The sequence below is a fragment of the Dyella telluris genome (genome assembly GCF_014297575.1).
In the GTDB taxonomy this organism is placed as follows: domain Bacteria; phylum Pseudomonadota; class Gammaproteobacteria; order Xanthomonadales; family Rhodanobacteraceae; genus Dyella; species Dyella telluris.
The window spans coordinates 3,418,554-3,436,162 of sequence record NZ_CP060412.1; the positions used below are offsets into that span (position 1 = coordinate 3,418,554).

The 17,609-nt window shown below is 63.2% G+C and carries 11 protein-coding genes and 2 tRNA genes; 9 read left to right on the plus strand and 4 right to left on the minus strand.

Features of this window, described 5'->3' with window-relative positions; translation table 11 throughout:
- Nucleotides 1-24: 24 nt before the first annotated feature.
- From H8F01_RS14970 to H8F01_RS15000, 7 genes are all read left to right on the plus strand, one after another.
- Nucleotides 25-624, plus strand: a complete 600-nt coding sequence (locus H8F01_RS14970) for a YhgN family NAAT transporter (RefSeq protein WP_187059314.1) — start codon at nucleotides 25-27, stop codon at nucleotides 622-624.
- A 111-nt stretch (nucleotides 625-735) separates the two neighbouring features.
- The gene (olsF, locus tag H8F01_RS14975; protein ID WP_187055880.1) at nucleotides 736-2,445 is read left to right on the plus strand and encodes a bifunctional ornithine lipid synthase OlsF; all 1,710 of its coding nucleotides are present in this window, start codon (nucleotides 736-738) and stop codon (nucleotides 2,443-2,445) included.
- Nucleotides 2,446-2,877: 432 nt separating this feature from the next.
- Nucleotides 2,878-5,337: a TonB-dependent receptor gene (locus tag H8F01_RS14980; RefSeq protein WP_187055881.1), complete on the plus strand. Its 2,460-nt coding sequence runs from the start codon at nucleotides 2,878-2,880 to the stop codon at nucleotides 5,335-5,337.
- Nucleotides 5,338-5,681: 344 nt separating this feature from the next.
- Nucleotides 5,682-8,960 carry a TonB-dependent receptor gene (locus H8F01_RS14985; protein WP_187055882.1) on the plus strand — a complete coding sequence of 1,093 codons (3,279 nt, stop codon included), beginning with the start codon at nucleotides 5,682-5,684 and terminating at the stop codon, nucleotides 8,958-8,960.
- A gap of 398 nt (nucleotides 8,961-9,358) precedes the next feature.
- Nucleotides 9,359-10,768, plus strand: a complete 1,410-nt coding sequence (gene ppnN / locus H8F01_RS14990; RefSeq protein ID WP_187055883.1) for a nucleotide 5'-monophosphate nucleosidase PpnN — start codon at nucleotides 9,359-9,361, stop codon at nucleotides 10,766-10,768.
- Nucleotides 10,769-10,837: 69 nt separating this feature from the next.
- Nucleotides 10,838-10,914 (plus strand) — tRNA-Asn (locus tag H8F01_RS14995).
- A 292-nt stretch (nucleotides 10,915-11,206) separates the two neighbouring features.
- Nucleotides 11,207-11,548, plus strand: coding sequence for a hypothetical protein (locus H8F01_RS15000; RefSeq protein ID WP_187055884.1), 342 nt, complete (start codon nucleotides 11,207-11,209; stop codon nucleotides 11,546-11,548).
- On the opposite strand, the gene H8F01_RS15005 is transcribed toward H8F01_RS15000, so the two are convergent.
- Nucleotides 11,545-12,129: a GspH/FimT family pseudopilin gene (locus H8F01_RS15005; RefSeq protein WP_187055885.1), complete on the minus strand. Its 585-nt coding sequence runs from the start codon at nucleotides 12,127-12,129 to the stop codon at nucleotides 11,545-11,547. The genes H8F01_RS15000 and H8F01_RS15005 overlap by 4 nt on opposite strands.
- A 124-nt stretch (nucleotides 12,130-12,253) precedes the next feature.
- Here H8F01_RS15005 and uvrB point away from each other — a divergent pair, with 124 nt between their 5' ends.
- Together uvrB and H8F01_RS15015 are read left to right on the plus strand one after the other, a co-directional pair.
- Entirely contained in the window at nucleotides 12,254-14,275 is a 2,022-nt protein-coding gene (gene uvrB / locus H8F01_RS15010) for an excinuclease ABC subunit UvrB (RefSeq protein ID WP_187055886.1), read from the plus strand.
- Between the two features lie 83 nt (nucleotides 14,276-14,358).
- Nucleotides 14,359-14,433, plus strand: a tRNA-Val gene (locus tag H8F01_RS15015).
- A gap of 415 nt (nucleotides 14,434-14,848) precedes the next feature.
- Here H8F01_RS15015 and H8F01_RS15020 read toward each other — a convergent pair.
- The 3 genes from H8F01_RS15020 to H8F01_RS15030 all read right to left on the minus strand — a co-directional run bounded on the left by H8F01_RS15020 (nucleotide 14,849) and on the right by H8F01_RS15030 (nucleotide 17,587).
- Nucleotides 14,849-15,289 carry a nuclear transport factor 2 family protein gene (locus tag H8F01_RS15020; protein ID WP_187055887.1) on the minus strand — a complete coding sequence of 147 codons (441 nt, stop codon included), beginning with the start codon at nucleotides 15,287-15,289 and terminating at the stop codon, nucleotides 14,849-14,851.
- A gap of 413 nt (nucleotides 15,290-15,702) precedes the next feature.
- Entirely contained in the window at nucleotides 15,703-16,218 is a 516-nt protein-coding gene (locus tag H8F01_RS15025) for an REP-associated tyrosine transposase (protein ID WP_187055888.1), read from the minus strand.
- Between the two features lie 625 nt (nucleotides 16,219-16,843).
- Nucleotides 16,844-17,587, minus strand: coding sequence for an FkbM family methyltransferase (locus tag H8F01_RS15030; RefSeq protein ID WP_187055889.1), 744 nt, complete (start codon nucleotides 17,585-17,587; stop codon nucleotides 16,844-16,846).
- Between the last annotated feature and the right edge of the window lie 22 nt (nucleotides 17,588-17,609).

Below are 17,609 nucleotides of genomic sequence, written 5' to 3' on the forward strand. Positions count from 1 at the left end.
AGGTTGGCTGACTTGGACGTGCAGATGACCACGCTGTCGGCGGCGATCCTGTTGTTCCTCATCATGGATCCGCTCGGCAACATCCCGATCTTCCTGAGCCTGCTCAAGGATGTCCCGCCCAAGCGCCGTCGCAAAGTGATGATCCGGGAGCTGCTGATCGCATTGGGCGTTCTGCTCGGCTTCCTCATCGGCGGCCAGCACATCCTCAAGCTGCTGCAGCTGCGACAGGAATCCATCAGTATTGCCGGTGGCATCGTGCTGTTCCTGATCGGCATCCGCATGGTGTTTCCGCCGGCCGATGGCGGCGGCATCTTCGGCAAGCCGGGCGAGGGCGAGCCCTTCATCGTGCCCATGGCCATTCCCGGCGTGGCCGGCCCCTCGGCCATGGCGGCGTTGCTGCTGCTCACCAATACGCAGCCCGGGCGCACCGCCGACTGGGCCATTGCCCTGCTCGGTGCCTGGCTGGCCACCGCGGTGATCCTGCTGTGCTCCACCTACCTGTTCCGCTGGCTGGGCGAGAGTGTGCTCACCGCGCTGGAGCGCGTCATGGGCATGCTGCTGATCGCATTGTCAGTGCAGATGTTCCTGGGCGGCGTGGCCGCGTATCTGCATCTGGCAGTTTGAAACGCGACGTTAGGTCGCTACGGGATGCCCCTATGCGATCTTTCGTCCTTTCCGCATAACCTTGCTGTCATAATCCGCTACCAGCATTTAGGGAAATCCTAGGAGGCGGTCATGCTCAGTGTTGAACAGACCCTCACCGAACGGCTGCCATGGTTGGCGCAGCATCCTCTGATCCGTCGCCCGGTAGCCGGCATGCTGGGCCGGTTGGCGGATCAGGACGGCTTCAACCGCGTGCTGACGACCCTTGGTGAGGCCGAAGGCTTCGACTTCGTCGAGCGCGCGCTCGATCTGCTTGGCGTCAGTTACTACGTCAATCCCCGCGAACGCGAGAACATCCCGGTCGAAGGCGGGGTGATGATCGTGGCCAATCATCCGCTGGGCATGATGGACGCGCTGACCCTGCTGCAGCTGGTCGGCTCCGTGCGCAGCGATGTGCGCATTCTTGCCAACGACTGGCTGATGTCGATCGAGCAGCTGCACAAGCTGCTGCTGCCGGTAGACGTGTTCGGCAAAGGCGCGGCCTCCAAGATGCGCGACATCTACCGCGCGCTGGACAACGGCGAAGCCCTGATCGTGTTCCCGGCGGGCGAAGTCTCGCGCGTGGGGCCCTCGGGCGTGAGCGACAGTCGCTGGTCCGATGGCTTCGTGCGGCTGGCGCAGCGCAGCCGCACGCCGGTGCTGCCCATCCATATTTCCGCGCGCAACTCGGCCATGTTCTATGGCCTGTCCATGCTGGCCAAGCCGCTGAGCACCGCCATGTTGCCGCGCGAGGCGATCTCGCCGACCAGCCGTCGCGTCGGCTTCAGCGTGGGTGCGCTGGTGTCGGCCGACGAGCTTGAGGAGCACAGCGGCGGTTCGACCAAGCGCGCTGCCAAGCTGATGCGCCGCCATGTGTATCGCGTGGGTCGCCATCGCGGCCTGATCTTTGGCGGCCAGGCGCCGCTGGCGCATCCCGAGCCCACCGAGCGCGTGGTGGCGGAACTGCAGTCGCAGGCCGAAAAACTGGCCGATCTCAACGACGGCAAGCAGATCCTGTTGTTCAAGGGCGCCTCGGACAGCGCGGTACTGCGTGAAATCGGTCGCCTGCGCGAACTCACCTTCCGCAAGGTGGGCGAGGGCACGGGTGCGCGTCGCGACCTCGATGTCTACGACCCGCTCTACGAACATCTGGTGCTGTGGGATCCGAAGGCGCTGCGCATCGTCGGCTCCTATCGTTTTGGCCATGGCGGTCGCCTGATCGCCGAGCGCGGCATGAGCGCGCTCTACACCTCCAGCCTGTTCAATTACTCGCCGGCGCTGGAATCGCGCCTGGCGCAGGGCCTGGAACTGGGCCGCAGCTTCATTGCACCGGCCTACTGGCGTTCGCGTGCACTGGACCAGCTGTGGCAGGGCATTGGCCTGTACCTGCAGCGCCACCCGGAACTGCGTTACCTGTTCGGCCCGGTGAGCATGTCCGTCAGCCTGCCGCTGGAGGCGCGCGAGTGGATCGCCGCCGCTCACCAGCATTACTTCGGTGCGCCAGGCCTGGCCTCCGCACGCCAGCCGTTTGTGGTGTCGCCAGCCGTGATCGATCTGGTCCGCGATGCGCTCGTCGGCCTGGACCCGGCAGCGGGCCTGGGCAAACTGAAGCATCACCTGGATGCGTTGGGCGTGACGCTGCCGGTGCTCTATCGTCAGTACGTCGATCTGGTGGAGCCCGAGGGCGTGCAGTTCCTCGACTTCGGCGAAGACCCGGGTTTCTCCGGCTGCGTCGATGGTTTGGTCATGCTGGACCTGGCCTCGCTGAAACCGGCCAAGCGCGCGCGTTATCTCGGTAAGTAACGCCCCCTGATTCGCAACCTTGCCGGCATGCCGCAAGGTTGCGATGGGGCAGGGCGTGTTCTTTCGCCGCCCGTTTTCCGGTTAGATCGTGGTGGCCATGTGATCTAACGGTAAACTTCTTGTAAAATACTTAGGTCAACCTTACAGCGTTGGTCAGGACACAAGGGGCTTTTGCCGTTCTGACTGACGGTCTCAACTGATTTCGTAATTTCGCCCGATTTTAAACCGATCGGGCTTTTTTACGCCCGGAGGAAACGTTTAAAATTACGTTAAATGGCATGAAATTGCGTTTATAGCCAATAGCTTGCGCAATATCTTTCGGCGACTCGAAAGATCTTTCTGCCTTAACAGCCTGCACGTTTCTCAAGCAAACGCTGGCGGCCTCCGGGACGGCAGCAGACCACCCTTTTTGTCAATTCTGGAATGACGATAATGAAGCGAAACCACCTCTCCATGGCGATTGCCGCCATGCTCAGCCTGACTGCCGGCCTTGCCTTTGCACAGGACACCAGCAGCCAGGCAGCACAGCCGACCAATACCAAGGAAGCGGCCAGCCAGCGTGCCGGTGCATCCACCACCTCCAACACCACCACCTCCAACGACACCAAGCGCGCCCAGCAGCTGGACACCGTGACGGTGCAGGCGCAGAGCCTGTCGCTGGGTGGCGGCCTGATGTCGGTGCAGACGGCGCCGAAGGCGGTTTCGACCATTTCGCGCGACGCCATCGTCAAGGCGGCCCCGGGTGGCACCTTCGTGCAGATGATCGACTCCATCCCGGGCGTGAACGCCTCGACGGATGACGTCAGTGGCCTGGCCAACGGCAACTACCAGATCCGTGGCTTCACCAGCGACGAAATCGGCACCACCGTGAACGGCGCGCCGATCAACGACAGCGGCAACTACAAGGTCTACTCGACCGAGTACGGCGACACCGAGAACATGGGTGACATCACCGTGCTGCAGGGCTACCCGGACGTCGACACGCCGATCTCCGGTGCTGCCGGCGGCGCCATCTCCTGGGTCACCATCGACCCGTCGCACAAGGCCGGCGTGGACTTCGCGCAGAGCCTGGGTGACCACGACTACCGCCGTACCTTCGTCCGCCTGCAGACCGGCGATCTCGGCCCGGTGCGCAGCTGGCTGTCGTACTCCAACAACACCTCCAACCAGTGGCGCGGCCCGGGTGACATGAACGTCACCAAGGTCGACGGCAAGGCGCTGTGGACGATCGACGACAACAACTACATCTCGGCCTCGTTCCAGTACAACCGCGAGCGCAACTACAGCTACAACAGCCTGACCAAGGCGGCCGTGCGTACGGGCGGCTATTTCCAGAGCTACAACGAGAACTACAGCCCGACCGACACCAACTACTGGAAGCTCCACACCAACCCGTTCACCAGCTGGCTGGCCAGCATGGACGGCGAGTTCAAGCTCGCTGACAGCCTGCGCCTGTCGGTGGTGCCGTACTTCTGGTACGGCAACGGCGGTGGCGGCGGCGGTTACAAGTTCACCGAATCGACCGTCAACCAGAACACCATCGGCTACGCCAACCAGGATCTGAACGGCGACGGCAAGATCGGCGGCAGCGCCGTGGCTTACGACGTCAGCCAGACCTTCACCTACCGTCCGGGTGTCATCGCCAAGTTGAACCAGGACTTCGGCATGGACGACAGCCTGGAATACGGCTTCTGGTACGAGCGCGCTCGCCAGCAGCAGCAGGAAGTCTTCACCCCCGCCGTCGGCGGCAATCCGGCCGATTTCTGGGGCGACACGGACTCCGCACTGATCAAGTACTCCAACGGCGTGATCCAGCGTCTGTACCGCGAGTACACCACCTCCGAGATCAAGAAGTTCTTCGCGACCAACACCTGGACGCCGAACGACAAGTGGACGATCACGGTGGGCGCGGCGTACTTCTGGGAGTCGCGTGACGGTTACGACTACGAAAACTGGGGCAGCCAGAGCACGAATCCGAAGTACGCCCAGTACGGCGGCGAGGGCAGCGCGACCTATCACAAGGTCAGCCCGACCGCGGGCGTGAAGTACCAGCTGAACGACCAGAACCAGTTCTACATCGGTGCTGGCCGTACCTACCGTGCCCCGATCAACGGCGCGCTGCTGCAGAACGTGGCCGTGGCCGACAACCCGAAGAACGCTGCCAACGCCGCTGCCGGTACCTACGGCAACAAGCCGGAGCAGGCCACCACGATCGACCTGGGCTGGCGCTTCTACGCCGACCAGTTCTCGGCCAACGTTGATGCGTACACCTCGCACCTGGTCAACAAGCAGATCTCCGGTTACGACAACACCACCGGCCAGACGGTGTACCTGAACCTGCCGAAGATGCACATGCGCGGCCTCACCGCGGAAGCCAGCTACAACTTCCTGCCGGACTGGACCCTGTACGGCAACTACTCGTACCAGAAGGCCATTCTCGACGGCAACGTGAATACGTTCGGCGACGGCGTGTTCCCGACCGAAGGCAAGACCTTCCTCAACACGCCGAAGAACTCCGGCTACGTGCGCCTGGGCTACGACCACGGTCCGTTCTGGGCCACCCTGGACGCCAAGTACCGCGGTCCGGTGTGGGGTGACTGGATGAACACCGAGCAGATCGGTGGCTACACCACCTTCAACCTCAATGCGGGTTGGAAGTTCGACGACTTCGCCACCTGGCTGCGCAACCCGTACATCAAGCTCAACGTGTTCAACCTGACCAACAAGCGTGCGTTGACCAACGCCAACAACATCGGCGCGTTCCTGGCCAGCAACCCGGGTGGCGTGTACAAGGATCCGACCAACGGCACTGCGCTGTACGCCTCGGCTCCGTACTACTCGCTGCTGGAAGACCGCACCTACATGGTCACCTTCGGCATCTCGTTCTTCTAAGCGAACCGAACAGCACCAAAAGCAAGTGGTTCACCCACCGCCTCCCTTCGGGGAGGCGGTTTTTTTGTGCCCGCAAAAGCCCCGGGATGCCCTGTGAAAGCTTACGAATGACGTAAGAAACAGGCGCAAGAACTGTGAGCATTTCGTCAATAAGTTACGAAATTGTAATATACTGCGGATACATTCGTCGTGATGAGCCCCGGTCGGCGATCCTCGCCGGGCACCCCGGGCGCATCTGAAAATATTAGGGAATCAGTCACTTAAGACGGTGGCGGAGGGGCATGGGACTCCTCTGGTCTGGTCCCATGCCTTTTTTTGCGAATCTCTTAAGGGGTTGAATCTCGATGAACCATTCTTTGCGCACAAAATTGCTGCCGGTAGCAATTGCGACGCTGCTGGCCACCGCGCCGGTGCTTGCCCAGGACACCTCCTCCTCGATCAGCGGTCGCATCGTCGACGGCGCTGGCCAGCCGGTTGCCGGCGCCACCGTGCAGATCGTCCATGAGCCGACGGGCACCACCAAGACCACCACCACCGACGCGGCCGGCCGTTACTCGGCGCAGGGCCTGCGCGTGGGCGGTCCGTTCGACGTGAAGGTCAACAAGGACGGTACGCAGAGCGAACAGGACAACGTCTACCTGCAGCTGGCCCAGGACACCGCCGTCAACCTGACCGTGGGCGTGACGGCAGCCACCGCCAATGCGCAGAACCTCAGCGGCGTGACCGTGTCGGCGAACTCGCTGTCGCAGACCTTCACCGCCGAGAACAAGGGCATCAGCACCAACATCTCGCGCCGTGAACTCGACGCCGCCCCGACGCCGGGCCGCTCCATCCAGAACATCGTGCGCATGGATCCCCGCGTGGTCATCACCGACCGCGCCCGTGGCGAAATCTCGGCCGTCGGCCAGAACAGCCGCTACAACAACATCACCGTGGACTCGGTCAGCGCGAACGATCCGTTCGGCCTGAACGCCAACGGCCTGCCGACCCTCGGCACGCCGATCTCGCAGGACACCATCGAGGAATACAACATCTCGACGGCGAACTACGACGTGGGCAACCGTCGTGGCCTGGGCGCGAACGTCAACGCCGTGACCAAGAGCGGTACCAACGACTTCCACGGCTCGGTCTACTACGCGTTCCAGAACACCGACATGATCGGTGACAACGAGAACGACAAGCCGTACGCCGGCTTCAAGCGCCAGTGGACGGGCGGCGCCACCGTCGGCGGCCCGATCATCAAGGGCAAGCTGTTCTTCTTCGCCTCGCTGGAAAAGAGCGAGCAGATCGGTTCGGGCAGCCCCTACGGTCCGGAAGACTCCGGCGCGGCCACGCCCATCAAGGGCCTGACCAACGCGCAGGTGCAGGCGGTGCGCGACATCGCCGCCAAGTACGGCCTGAACGACATCGGCTCGGTGGGTGGCGGTAACTCCAACCTGACCGACAAGCGCTATCTCGCCAAGATCGACTGGAACATCGCCGACAACCATCGTGCGAGCTTCACGTACAGCGAGACCAAGGAAAACAAGCCGATCATCACCGGCAGCCAGACCAAGCTGGTGCTGTCCAGCGGCTGGTACAAGACCAACGTCGACAACAAGAGCTACGCGCTGCACTTCTACGACGACTGGTCGGACATCTTCTCCACCGACACCACCGTGTCGTACGCCAACTTCAACCAGAACCGCGGCCCGTACAACGGCGTGGCCATGCCTGACATCACCGTGTACCCGGTGGCGTACGGCGGCCCGGCGGTCGAGTTCGGCACCGAGTACTCCAGCCAGGCCAACGTGCTGAAGGTGAAGACCTTCAACGCCGCCTGGGCCGGCACCCTGTACCTCGGCGACCACACCCTGAAGGGTGGCTTCGACTACGAGAAGGACAAGGCTTACAACCTGTTCCTGCAGAACTACTACGGCAGCTACGTGTTCGAAGAAGTGCCGGGCGCCAAGGGCACCACGGGCCTGAGCAACTTCGCCAATGGCGCGTACTACCAGTACCGCTACAACCGCCCGGCCAACGGCCTGGGCCTGGATGATGTGGCGGCGAGCTACAACCTCAACCAGTGGGGCATCTTCCTGCAGGATACCTGGCAGGTCACCAACAACCTGTCGCTGCAGTACGGCGTGCGCGTCGACGTGCCGCTGATGAGCGACAAGCCGCTCTACAACTCGACCTATGCCGCCGCTTACGGCCAGACGAACCAGTACACCATCAACGGTCATCGCGTGGTGCAGCCGCGCATGTCGTTCAACTACTCGTTCAACACCGAGCGCATGACGCAGCTGCGTGGTGGCGCCGGCCTGTTCGTGACCAACCAGCCGTCCGTGTGGCTGGGCAACATCTTCTCCAACTCGGGCGTGACGCAGACGCAGTACAACTGCGGTCCGACGCAGAGCGGATGCAACACCAACCTGCCGGCCTTCAGCCCGGATCCGTTCCACCAGAACAATGGCCCGTCGGGTGCTGGCCAGATGACGGTCAACACCATCTCCAAGGACTGGAACATCCCGACCGCGTGGAAGATCAGCCTGGGTGTGGATCACGAGCTGCCCTGGTACGGCCTGATCGCCACGGCTGACTGGGAGCACATCGAACAGCGCGACGCCATCTGGTTCCAGAACACCAACCTGGGCGCCCCGACCTTCGTGCTGCCGGACGGCCGCAACTCGTACTACAAGCTGTCCGGCCTCGATCCGCAGGGCAAGGGCCAGTCGGTCCGTGCCAATGCGAACTCGAAGTTCTCCGGTCAGATGATCAACCTGGCCAACACCGACAAGGGCAGCGCCGACAGCATCGCCCTGTCGCTGAAGAAGCCGTTCTCGGAAGACTGGTCGGGCATGGTCGGCTTCACCTGGAGCCGTTCGACCGAAGTGAACCCGGGCACGTCGTCGGTTGCCAACTCGAACTACGGCAACAACTACGTCTACAACTCCAACGAGAACGTGGCCAGCACCTCGAACTACTCCGTGCCGCGTCGCGTGATCGCCTCGCTGAACTGGCAGCATCGCTTCTGGGGTGACTACACCACCAGCGCGAGCATCTTCTACGACGGTCACTCCGCGTCCCCGTATAGCTGGACCTTCGGCAACGATGCCAACGGCGACGGCTACACCAACGACCTGGTCTACATCCCGCGTCCGGGTGAAGTCGAGTTCCGTCCGGGTACCGATCCGAAGCTGATCCAGCAGTTCTGGGATTACATCCAGAAGAACGACTACCTGAAGGATCACCAGGGCCAGGTGGCCAAGCGCAATGACGACCGCGCCGGCTGGATCAACCAGATCGACCTGAGCTTCAGCCAGGAAATCCCGGGCATCTTCAAGGGCAACAAGGGCGTGATCCGCCTGGACGTCTACAACTTCACGAACCTGCTTAACAAGCACTGGGGTATCGAGAAGCGCGTGAACTTCCCGGGTGGCCGTGCGCTGGCCGACTACTACGGCGTCGATGCCAAGACGGGCAAGTACATCTACAACATCGATTGCGGCGGCAAGGCTTCGTGCACCACGTACAACCAGGGCAGTGGCTACCAGCCGTTGCCGGTGCCGACCTACATCAACAACAACGACGACCTCGCCCAGCGCTGGTCGGTCCTGTTGACGCTGAAGTACACCTTCTAAGCGCATAAGCTTGCGGAGGGTTTGAAGACTGGCCGGCGTCCTCAGGGGCGCCGGCTTTTTTTGTGGGGACCCGGCCCTCCCTCACCGTCATTCCCGCTCACCCCGAAAAGGGGGCAAGAGCGGGAATCCAGTGCCTTTATTGCTTGCCGATGAGGCTCGAAAGTCGCTGGATTACTCGCTGCGCTCGCCCCTCCCGGGGCCGCCCTGCGGGCGTTCTGCGCTGCGCTTGTCCCGCTTTCGCGGGAATGACGGTGAGGTGGCAGGGAGGGTCATAAGAAAACGTGAACGGCGCGCCCCCAAAAACTTGACCCTGCCATGCCCGGCGCGGGAAGCTACGCGGTCCGCCGCGTTTTGCACGGACGAACGAGCCGCGAGGGCGCGGCGAGGAGAATGGTTGAATGAATGACACGCAAGCCGGCAAGGCCGGCCGACCCGCCACCGTGAGCGCGCGCATTTCGCCCGCCGGTGGCCTGGATATCCTGTCCCGCAACGAAGTGGCGCGCCTGCGCGACGCCAGCGGTTCGGGCCTGCACGCCTTGCTGCGCCGCTGCGCGCTGGCGGTGCTGACCTCGGGCAACATGAGCGACGATCCGCGCTCCATCCTCGAGCAGTTCCCCGATTTCGACATCCAGGTGCTGCAGCAGGATCGCGGCATCAAGATCGAGCTGACCCATGCACCGGCCCAGGCGTTCGTGGACGGCCAGATCATCCGCGGTATCAACGAGCTGCTCGTGGCCGTGGTGCGCGACATCGTCTACGTGTCCACGCAGATGGAGCAGGGCAACTTCGATCTGGACGACAGCGTGGGCCTGACCCATGCCGTGTTCGAGATCCTGCGCAACGCGCGCATCCTCAAGGCACAGATCGACCCGAACCTGGTGGTGTGCTGGGGCGGCCACTCGATCTCGCGCGACGAGTACGAATACACCAAGCAGGTGGGCTACCAGCTCGGCCTGCGCGGCATGGACATCTGCACGGGCTGCGGCCCGGGCGCGATGAAGGGCCCGATGAAGGGCGCCACCATCGCCCACGCCAAGCAGCGCCACCGCAACAACCGCTACATCGGCATCACCGAGCCGGGCATCATCGCGGCCGAATCACCGAACCCGATCGTGAACCACCTGGTGATCATGCCGGACATCGAGAAGCGCCTCGAAGCTTTCGTGCGCATGGGCCACGGCATCATCGTGTTCCCGGGTGGCGTGGGCACGGCCGAGGAAATCCTCTACATGCTCGGCATTCTGCTGAACCCGGAAAATGCCGGCGTGCCGTTCCCGCTGATCTTCACCGGCCCCAAGCAGTCGGCGGCCTATTTCGAGCAGATCGACCGCTTCCTGCGCCTGACCCTGGGCGAAAGCGTGACCCAGCACTACCAGATCATCGTGGACGATCCGGCGGCCGTGGCGCGCGCCATGGTTCGCGGCATCGACAAGGTGCGCAACTACCGCCTGGACAACAAGGACGCGTTCTTCTTCAACTGGGCGCTCAACATCCCGTACGCGTTCCAGCTGCCGTTCCGTCCCACGCACGAGGCCATGGGCGCCCTGGCGATCCACCGTGATCGTCCGCGCCACGAGCTGGCGGCCGACCTGCGTCGCGCGTTCTCCGGCATCGTGGCCGGCAACGTGAAGGAAGAGGGCATGCGCGCCATCGAGACCAAGGGCCCGTTCCTGATCGACGGCGACGCCGACATCATGGCGTCGCTGGACGACCTGCTGAAGGCCTTCGTGGCCCAGGACCGCATGAAGCTGCCCGGCGGCACGGCCTATGTGCCCTGCTATCGGGTGCTGACGGGCAAGGCGGCTTGAAACTCGTCTGAATTCGTTAAAACGTCTTGACAGCCCGGGGCTGGATATTCAAACTACCCAGCTCACCCCGCCCGAATAGCTCAGCCGGTTAGAGCACTTGACTGTTAATCAGGGGGTCGTTGGTTCGAGTCCAACTTCGGGCGCCATATTCAGGAAAAACCCCGCCTTCCGGCGGGGTTTTTTTATGTCTTAACGCCGGCCATGCGGCGTGTTCATGTTTGGCTGAAGAGTGATTTATTCGCCAAACGGCGCGGTTCTTTCCCTGATCCTGCGCGCAACGCAGCGAAACAGGCTTGCGGGACTCGTCCGTGTGTAGACATCGCATACACCGGACGCTGCCGAAGATCGTCCCACGCCGGTGCCCTCGGGCACCCGGGCGGGAGCGGGGTTACCTGTTTGCCATGCGCCAGACCTGACTGTTGGATCGAAGAGGGCCCCATGAAACGTGCCGGGTCGGTTGCCGTGGCGGTGGTTCTGCTTGCCGGCTGTGCGAGCACCGGTGATATCACCCACAACAAGCCCACGTTCCAGGCCAGCACCACGAAGCTGGATTCCGTTTACGCCGCCTGCGTCCATACGCGTTGGGTGGCGATCTCGCCCACGGCACGCATCCTCGAAACGCCGACCTCGCTGCAGGTGGTGGTGAGCAACGCGACCATGCATGTCGAGGAATTGCTGGTGATCCACAGCAAGGCCGTGGGCGCCGACGTGGTGCTGTACGAGCACCTGCAGGTGTTGGCGTTGCGCGGGTATCGGGATGCCGCGAAGGCGTGCCTCTAGCCGCCGGAGGCGCATTGCATGGCCTCGTCCTGACTGGGCTTGGCGCCAGCGATACGGCCATAGTTGGAAACCTTGATGGCAAGGGCCTCTTGCGCGTAGCCGCGCTGGCAGAGCGTAAAAGTCACCGTGCTGCCACCGCTGAAACTGGTTGGCTGGAAGCGGATGCGTGTGCGTCCGCCCGTGCTGGTGATGATGAGCTGAGGGTAGCCGCCATGAATGCGCGTGGGTGGCCCGTCCAACTGGCTGGCCTTGTCGCTGCGATAGCTTCCGACCAACCAGCCCTTCTCCCAGTGCGTGTCGTTGCTGCATTGCTGGCCATTGGCCGCGGGGCAGAGCAGGGCGCGGCGCCCGCTGGTGATCGCCAGTGCCCGCGCGTCTTGAAGTGAGGCCAGGAGATCCATCTGCGCCGTGGCGACCCGGTGACGCACCATCATGTGGCGCAAGGACGGCACAGCAACGCACAGCAGCGTGCTCGCCACCACCAGCACCACGATGCTCTCGATCAGGGTGAAACCCGCCGCCCGACAGGGCTGGATCGTCCGCTGGATGCCCACACCGCCCCCTGCGTCGCTGGAGACCATGAGCCTAGCGAGGGCCGGCGAGCCCCTCAGTCATCGTGCGCCCGGGGTGGGTGTCGTAGCCTGCTGACAGGCCCTGTCAGTAGGGCGATTTAAAATGCTCTCACGTGACCGCATGTGGAAGGCCATGACTGACCGCTTCGAACTCGTCTCCCCCTACAAGCCCTCTGGCGACCAGCCAGATGCCATCCGCGTACTCAGTGAGGGCTTCGAGTCCGGCCTGGCCGCGCAGACGCTGCTGGGCGTCACTGGCTCGGGCAAGACCTTCACCATCGCCAACGTGATCGAGAAGGTGCAGCGGCCGACCATCGTGCTGGCGCCCAACAAGACGCTGGCGGCGCAGCTCTACGGCGAGTTCAAGGAGTTCTTCCCCCACAACGCGGTGGAGTACTTCGTCAGCTACTACGACTACTACCAGCCGGAAGCCTACGTCGCCGCGTCCGATACGTTCATCGAGAAAGACGCCTCGATCAACGATCACATCGAACAGATGCGACTGGCCGCCACCAAGGCGCTGCTGTCGCGCAAGGATTCGCTGATCGTCGCCACCGTGTCCGCGATCTACGGCCTCGGTGACCCGGAAGACTATCTGTCGCTGCGCCTTATCCTTGCCAAGGGCGAACACATCGACCAGCGCCAGCTGATTCGCCAGCTGACCGAGCTGCAGTACACCCGCAACGAGATGGAGCTGCGTCGCGGCACCTATCGCGTGCGCGGTGAAGTCATCGACGTGTTCCCGGCGGAGTCGGAGACCGAAGCGCTGCGCATCGAGCTGTTCGATGGCGAGATCGAGAACATGGCGCTGTTCGATCCGCTCACCGGTGACACCCTGCGCAAGGTGCCGCGCTACACCATCTATCCGCGCACGCACTACGCCAGTACGCGCGAAAGCGTGTTGAACGCCATCGAGACCATCAAGGTCGAGCTGAAGGAGCGTCTCGAGCAGCTCTACAAGGACAACAAGCTCGTCGAAGCGCAGCGCCTGGATCAGCGCACGCGTTTCGACCTGGAGATGATGGCCGAAGTGGGCTACTGCCAGGGCATCGAGAACTACTCGCGCCACCTCACCCGGCGTGGTGCCGGCGAGCCGCCGCCGACCCTGTTCGATTACCTGCCGCCGGACGCGCTGCTGGTCGTCGACGAATCGCACGTCACCATTCCGCAGCTGGGCGCCATGTACAAGGGCGACCGCTCGCGCAAGGAAACGCTGGTGGAGTTTGGTTTCCGCCTGCCGTCGGCGATGGACAACCGCCCGCTGCGTTTCGAGGAATGGGAGGCCCGTGCACCGCGTTCCATCTACGTGTCCGCCACGCCGCGCGACTACGAGCTGCAGAAGTCCGGCGACCAGATCGTGGAACTGGTGGTGCGTCCCACCGGCCTGATCGATCCGGAAGTGGAAGTACGCCCCGTGCGTACCCAGGTGGATGACCTGCTCGGCGAAGTGCACAAGCGCGTGGCGATGGGCGATCGCGTGCTGGTGACCACGCTCACCAAGCGCATGGCCGAGAACCTCACCGAATACCTCGGCGAGCACGGCGTGAAAGTGCGCTACCTGCACTCGGACATCGAGACGGTCGAGCGCGTGGAGATCATCCGCGACCTGCGCCTGGGCGAGTTCGACGTGCTGGTGGGCATCAACCTGCTGCGCGAAGGCCTGGACATGCCCGAGGTCTCGCTGGTGGCGATCCTGGATGCGGACAAGGAAGGCTTCCTGCGTTCCACCGGCTCGCTGATCCAGACCATTGGCCGCGCCGCGCGTAACGTGCGCGGCAAGGCCATCCTCTACGCCGACAACATCACGCGATCCATGCAGGCGGCGATGGACGAAACCGCGCGCCGCCGCGAGAAGCAGCAGGCCTATAACGAAGCCCACGGCATCACGCCCAAGTCCGTCGTGCGCCGCATCGCCGACATCATGGAAGGCGCGCGCAGCGAAGCCCCGGGCCGTGGCCGCGGCAGGCGCGGCGAACGCCAGGGTTCGGCCGTGGCGGAGAAGGGGGGCGACTACGCCGCCCTGAGCGCCGACCAGGCCTCCGCCATGATCAAGAAACTCGAAGCGCAGATGTACAAGCACGCCGAGAACCTGGAGTTCGAAGAGGCCGCCCGCCTGCGCGACCAGATCCACAAACTGCGCGAAAAGGCCGGCTGAGACAGGGCCCGGGGCGGGGTGGTTGTCCAAGCTCCCGGGACCACGTATACTGCGCGGCTCGCACGGTACGCCGGGCGAGAACCGGGCGGTTAGCTCAGCGGTAGAGCACTACCTTGACATGGTAGGGGTCACAAGTTCGATCCTTGTACCGCCCACCAATTCGGTTTCCATGCCTCGCATGGGACAAAAAGAGGGACCCTCCGGGGTCCCTCTTTTTTTTTGCGCCTGCCACCACCCCGTAACCCGGATGAAGCGCAGCGGGAATCCGGGGCAACCCGCGAAAGCGCCCGGGCGAATCCATCCACCATGACTCTCCATTCCCACCGGCAAGTACACGCAGGGTGAGGTACACCCTCCCGGATTCCCGCCTTCGGCTCCATCCGGGCTACGGTGCGACCAGCCCGTAGCCCGGATGAAGCGCAGCGAGAATCCGGGGCAACCCGCGAAAGCGCCCGGACGGATCCATCCACCATGGCTCTCCATTACCCACCCGCAAGTACACGCAGGGTGAGGTACACCCTCCCGGATTCCCGCCTTCGGCTCCATCCGGGCTACGGTGCTGGCCGCGAACCATCACCCCGGCGGCTGCTGCGACATCTGCGAGGCAATCACTCGCCATGCACCGTCGCGTCGCTGGAACACGTCCATGTACATGAAGTTGATCGCCGTCGCCGAGGGGTTGGTTCGATACTGATTGGTGCCGAGCACCACGGCGGTGTCGCCTGACACCTCGACGCGCAGGATCTGAATTTCCTGCATGGCACTTGCCGGCAAGGGCGGGGCAGAGAGCACGTCGGCCTTGGTGCGGATACTGCCGTTGGGCGTGCGCTCGACATACTGGTCGTCAAGCATCTGCTTCATCGCCGCTTTGTCGCCGGTCGACGCGGCCTTCAGCCAGGACTGTTCCATCGAGCGGACAGCCTGCTCATCGTTGGATACTTCAGCGGCGTGGGCATGGAAGCCCGACGCGACGACGGAGAGAGCGAAAAGAAAGGCGGAAACAAGGTATTTCATGGCGAATCCTCCTAGTGGGTACAAGGATTTTCCTCGCCGTCCCGAGGGCCCTCCATAAGACGTATCTCAATCACCCGAACGGAGGCCAGCCCGTAGCCCGGATGAAGCGCAGCGGGAATCCGGGGCAACCTGCGAAAGCGCTTGGACGGATCCATCCCCTTGGGCCTTTCATTCCCACCCGCAAGCACACTTAGGGTGAGGTACACCCTCCCGGATTCCCGCCTTCGGCTCCATCCGGGCTACCTGGTGCGACCAGCCCGTAGCCCGGATGAAGCGCAGCGGGAATCCGGGGCAACCTGCGATAGCGCTTGGACGGATCCATCCCCTTGGATCTTCCATTCCCGCGCGCGTGCACACGCAGGGGGAGGTACACCCTCCCGGATTCCCGCCTTCGGCTCCATCCGGGCTACGGGTCATTCGCCGAACTGACCGGTGGTCTCGCCCGACGAGGCCCAATCCACCGGCAATCGTCCATCACGCACGTAGAGATGGAACGAAGACCACGGCCAGTCGCGAACCCGCCTGACGTGCCCGTGCTTGACCGGGTTGTAGTGGATGTAATTCACGTGCGCGGTGAAATCTGCTTCATCGCGAATCAGGTGTTCCCAGAATCGGGCCTGCCATAACGATGTGCCATCAGCGGTCGCCCTCACGCCAAGCTTCGCCAGTTGCCGCACGAACAGCGATTTGCACATGCGCCATCGGCCTGAATAGTCAGCGTCCCCTTCCGGCAACGACCAGATCGCGTGCAAATGCTCCGGAAGCACCACCATGGCATCGATACGAAACGGTCGCCTCAACTGTGTGAGGTGCAATGCGTGGCGTAACGCACCAATGTGCGAAACCAGCGTATCCGCGCGACGGTCATTCAATGCGACCGTGAAGAAATACGTGCCGCCCTTCATCCGCGCTCGTCGATAATTGACCATCCATCCAACGTATCGAAATCACCCACTGATGCGACAGCGGCATACGCCGCATGAAGCGCAGCGAGAATCCCGAAAGACCGTGCGGCATTCCCCCGGCGTCATCCCTTTATTGCCGCCCAGCAAACACCAGAGCCGACGTAGCCCGGATGAAGCGCAGCGGGAATCCGGGGCAATCTGCGATAGCGCCCACATGGATCCAGCCACCACGTCTCTCCATTCCCACCCCGCGAGTGCGCGCAAGGTGAGGCACACCCTCCCGGATTCCCGCCTTCGGCTCCATCCGGGCTACGTGGGGCTCCCGTGGCCCGGATGAAGCGCAGCGAGAATCCGGGGCAATCTGCGATAGCGCTCGGGCAAACCCATCCATCAAAGCTCTTCGTTCAGACCCGCGAGTACGCGCAACCTGAGGTTTCCCCTCCCGGACTCCCGCCTTCGGCTCCATCCGGGCTACGTGGGCTCCGGTAGCCCGGATGAAGCGCAGCGAGAATCCGGGACGGCCTTGCGAATGCCCATGCTATGGCGACGCACAGGCCCTCACTTTTCCCCCGTTGCAGAGCGTCAACACGGACATCGCCCTGGGTTCCATGGACAAAAAAAAGCCCCCTTGCGGAGGCTTTTTCATCCATCAAATCTCCTGCAGGTGATCAAACGACAACCGCCCTTCGATCGGTGCCGCAATGACGTTCTGCGAGATGCGGCCCGGGAAGCTGTTGTCGGTCTGGTCGGCGTAGTTGTCCTTGTTGAACAGGTAGGGCAGGTGCGACCAGCAGCGGTAGCCGAGTTCCTTGATGGCCTTCACTTCGGCGATGGACTGCTCCACCGTGCCAAGGCGCAGGTAGATCACCGGGCGATGCTTGCGCACGGTTTCGTCGGCGCCGCCCAGTACGCTTTCCAGCGTGCCCGGCTGGTTCACCTTCAGCAGGTGCAGGGCTTCCAGGCCCAGGCTGTCGATGTTGGCCACGCGTACGCGCTCGTTGGCGCTGGCGCTCGTGTCGGGCACCAGGTCCGACAGCTGGGCCGAGGAGGCGTGACGGCCAAGCCATACCGGCAAGGTATGCACGTTGGTCAGGCCGTTGATGGCCAGGTTGGCGCACAGCTGCTGGAAGTCCAGTCGGCGCGGTTCGGCGGTGTGCACTTCGCCCTGCGCGCCCACGGCACGGGACAGCCACAAGGTGTGGGCGCCGTAGTCCGCGCCAAACTCGACCACGGTCTGGCCTTCTTCAACAAAGGTGCTGAGCAGATCCAGCTCCTGTTCCATCCATTCGCCCAGCTGCTTGAGCGAGCGGGAGGTGAGGTTGTCGGCGGCAACGGCATTCATCACGCCATAGCGGGTGTTCCACATGCGTTGTGACATTTCTGAGGCGTTCATGGGGGTGTCTCCGGTAGATGAG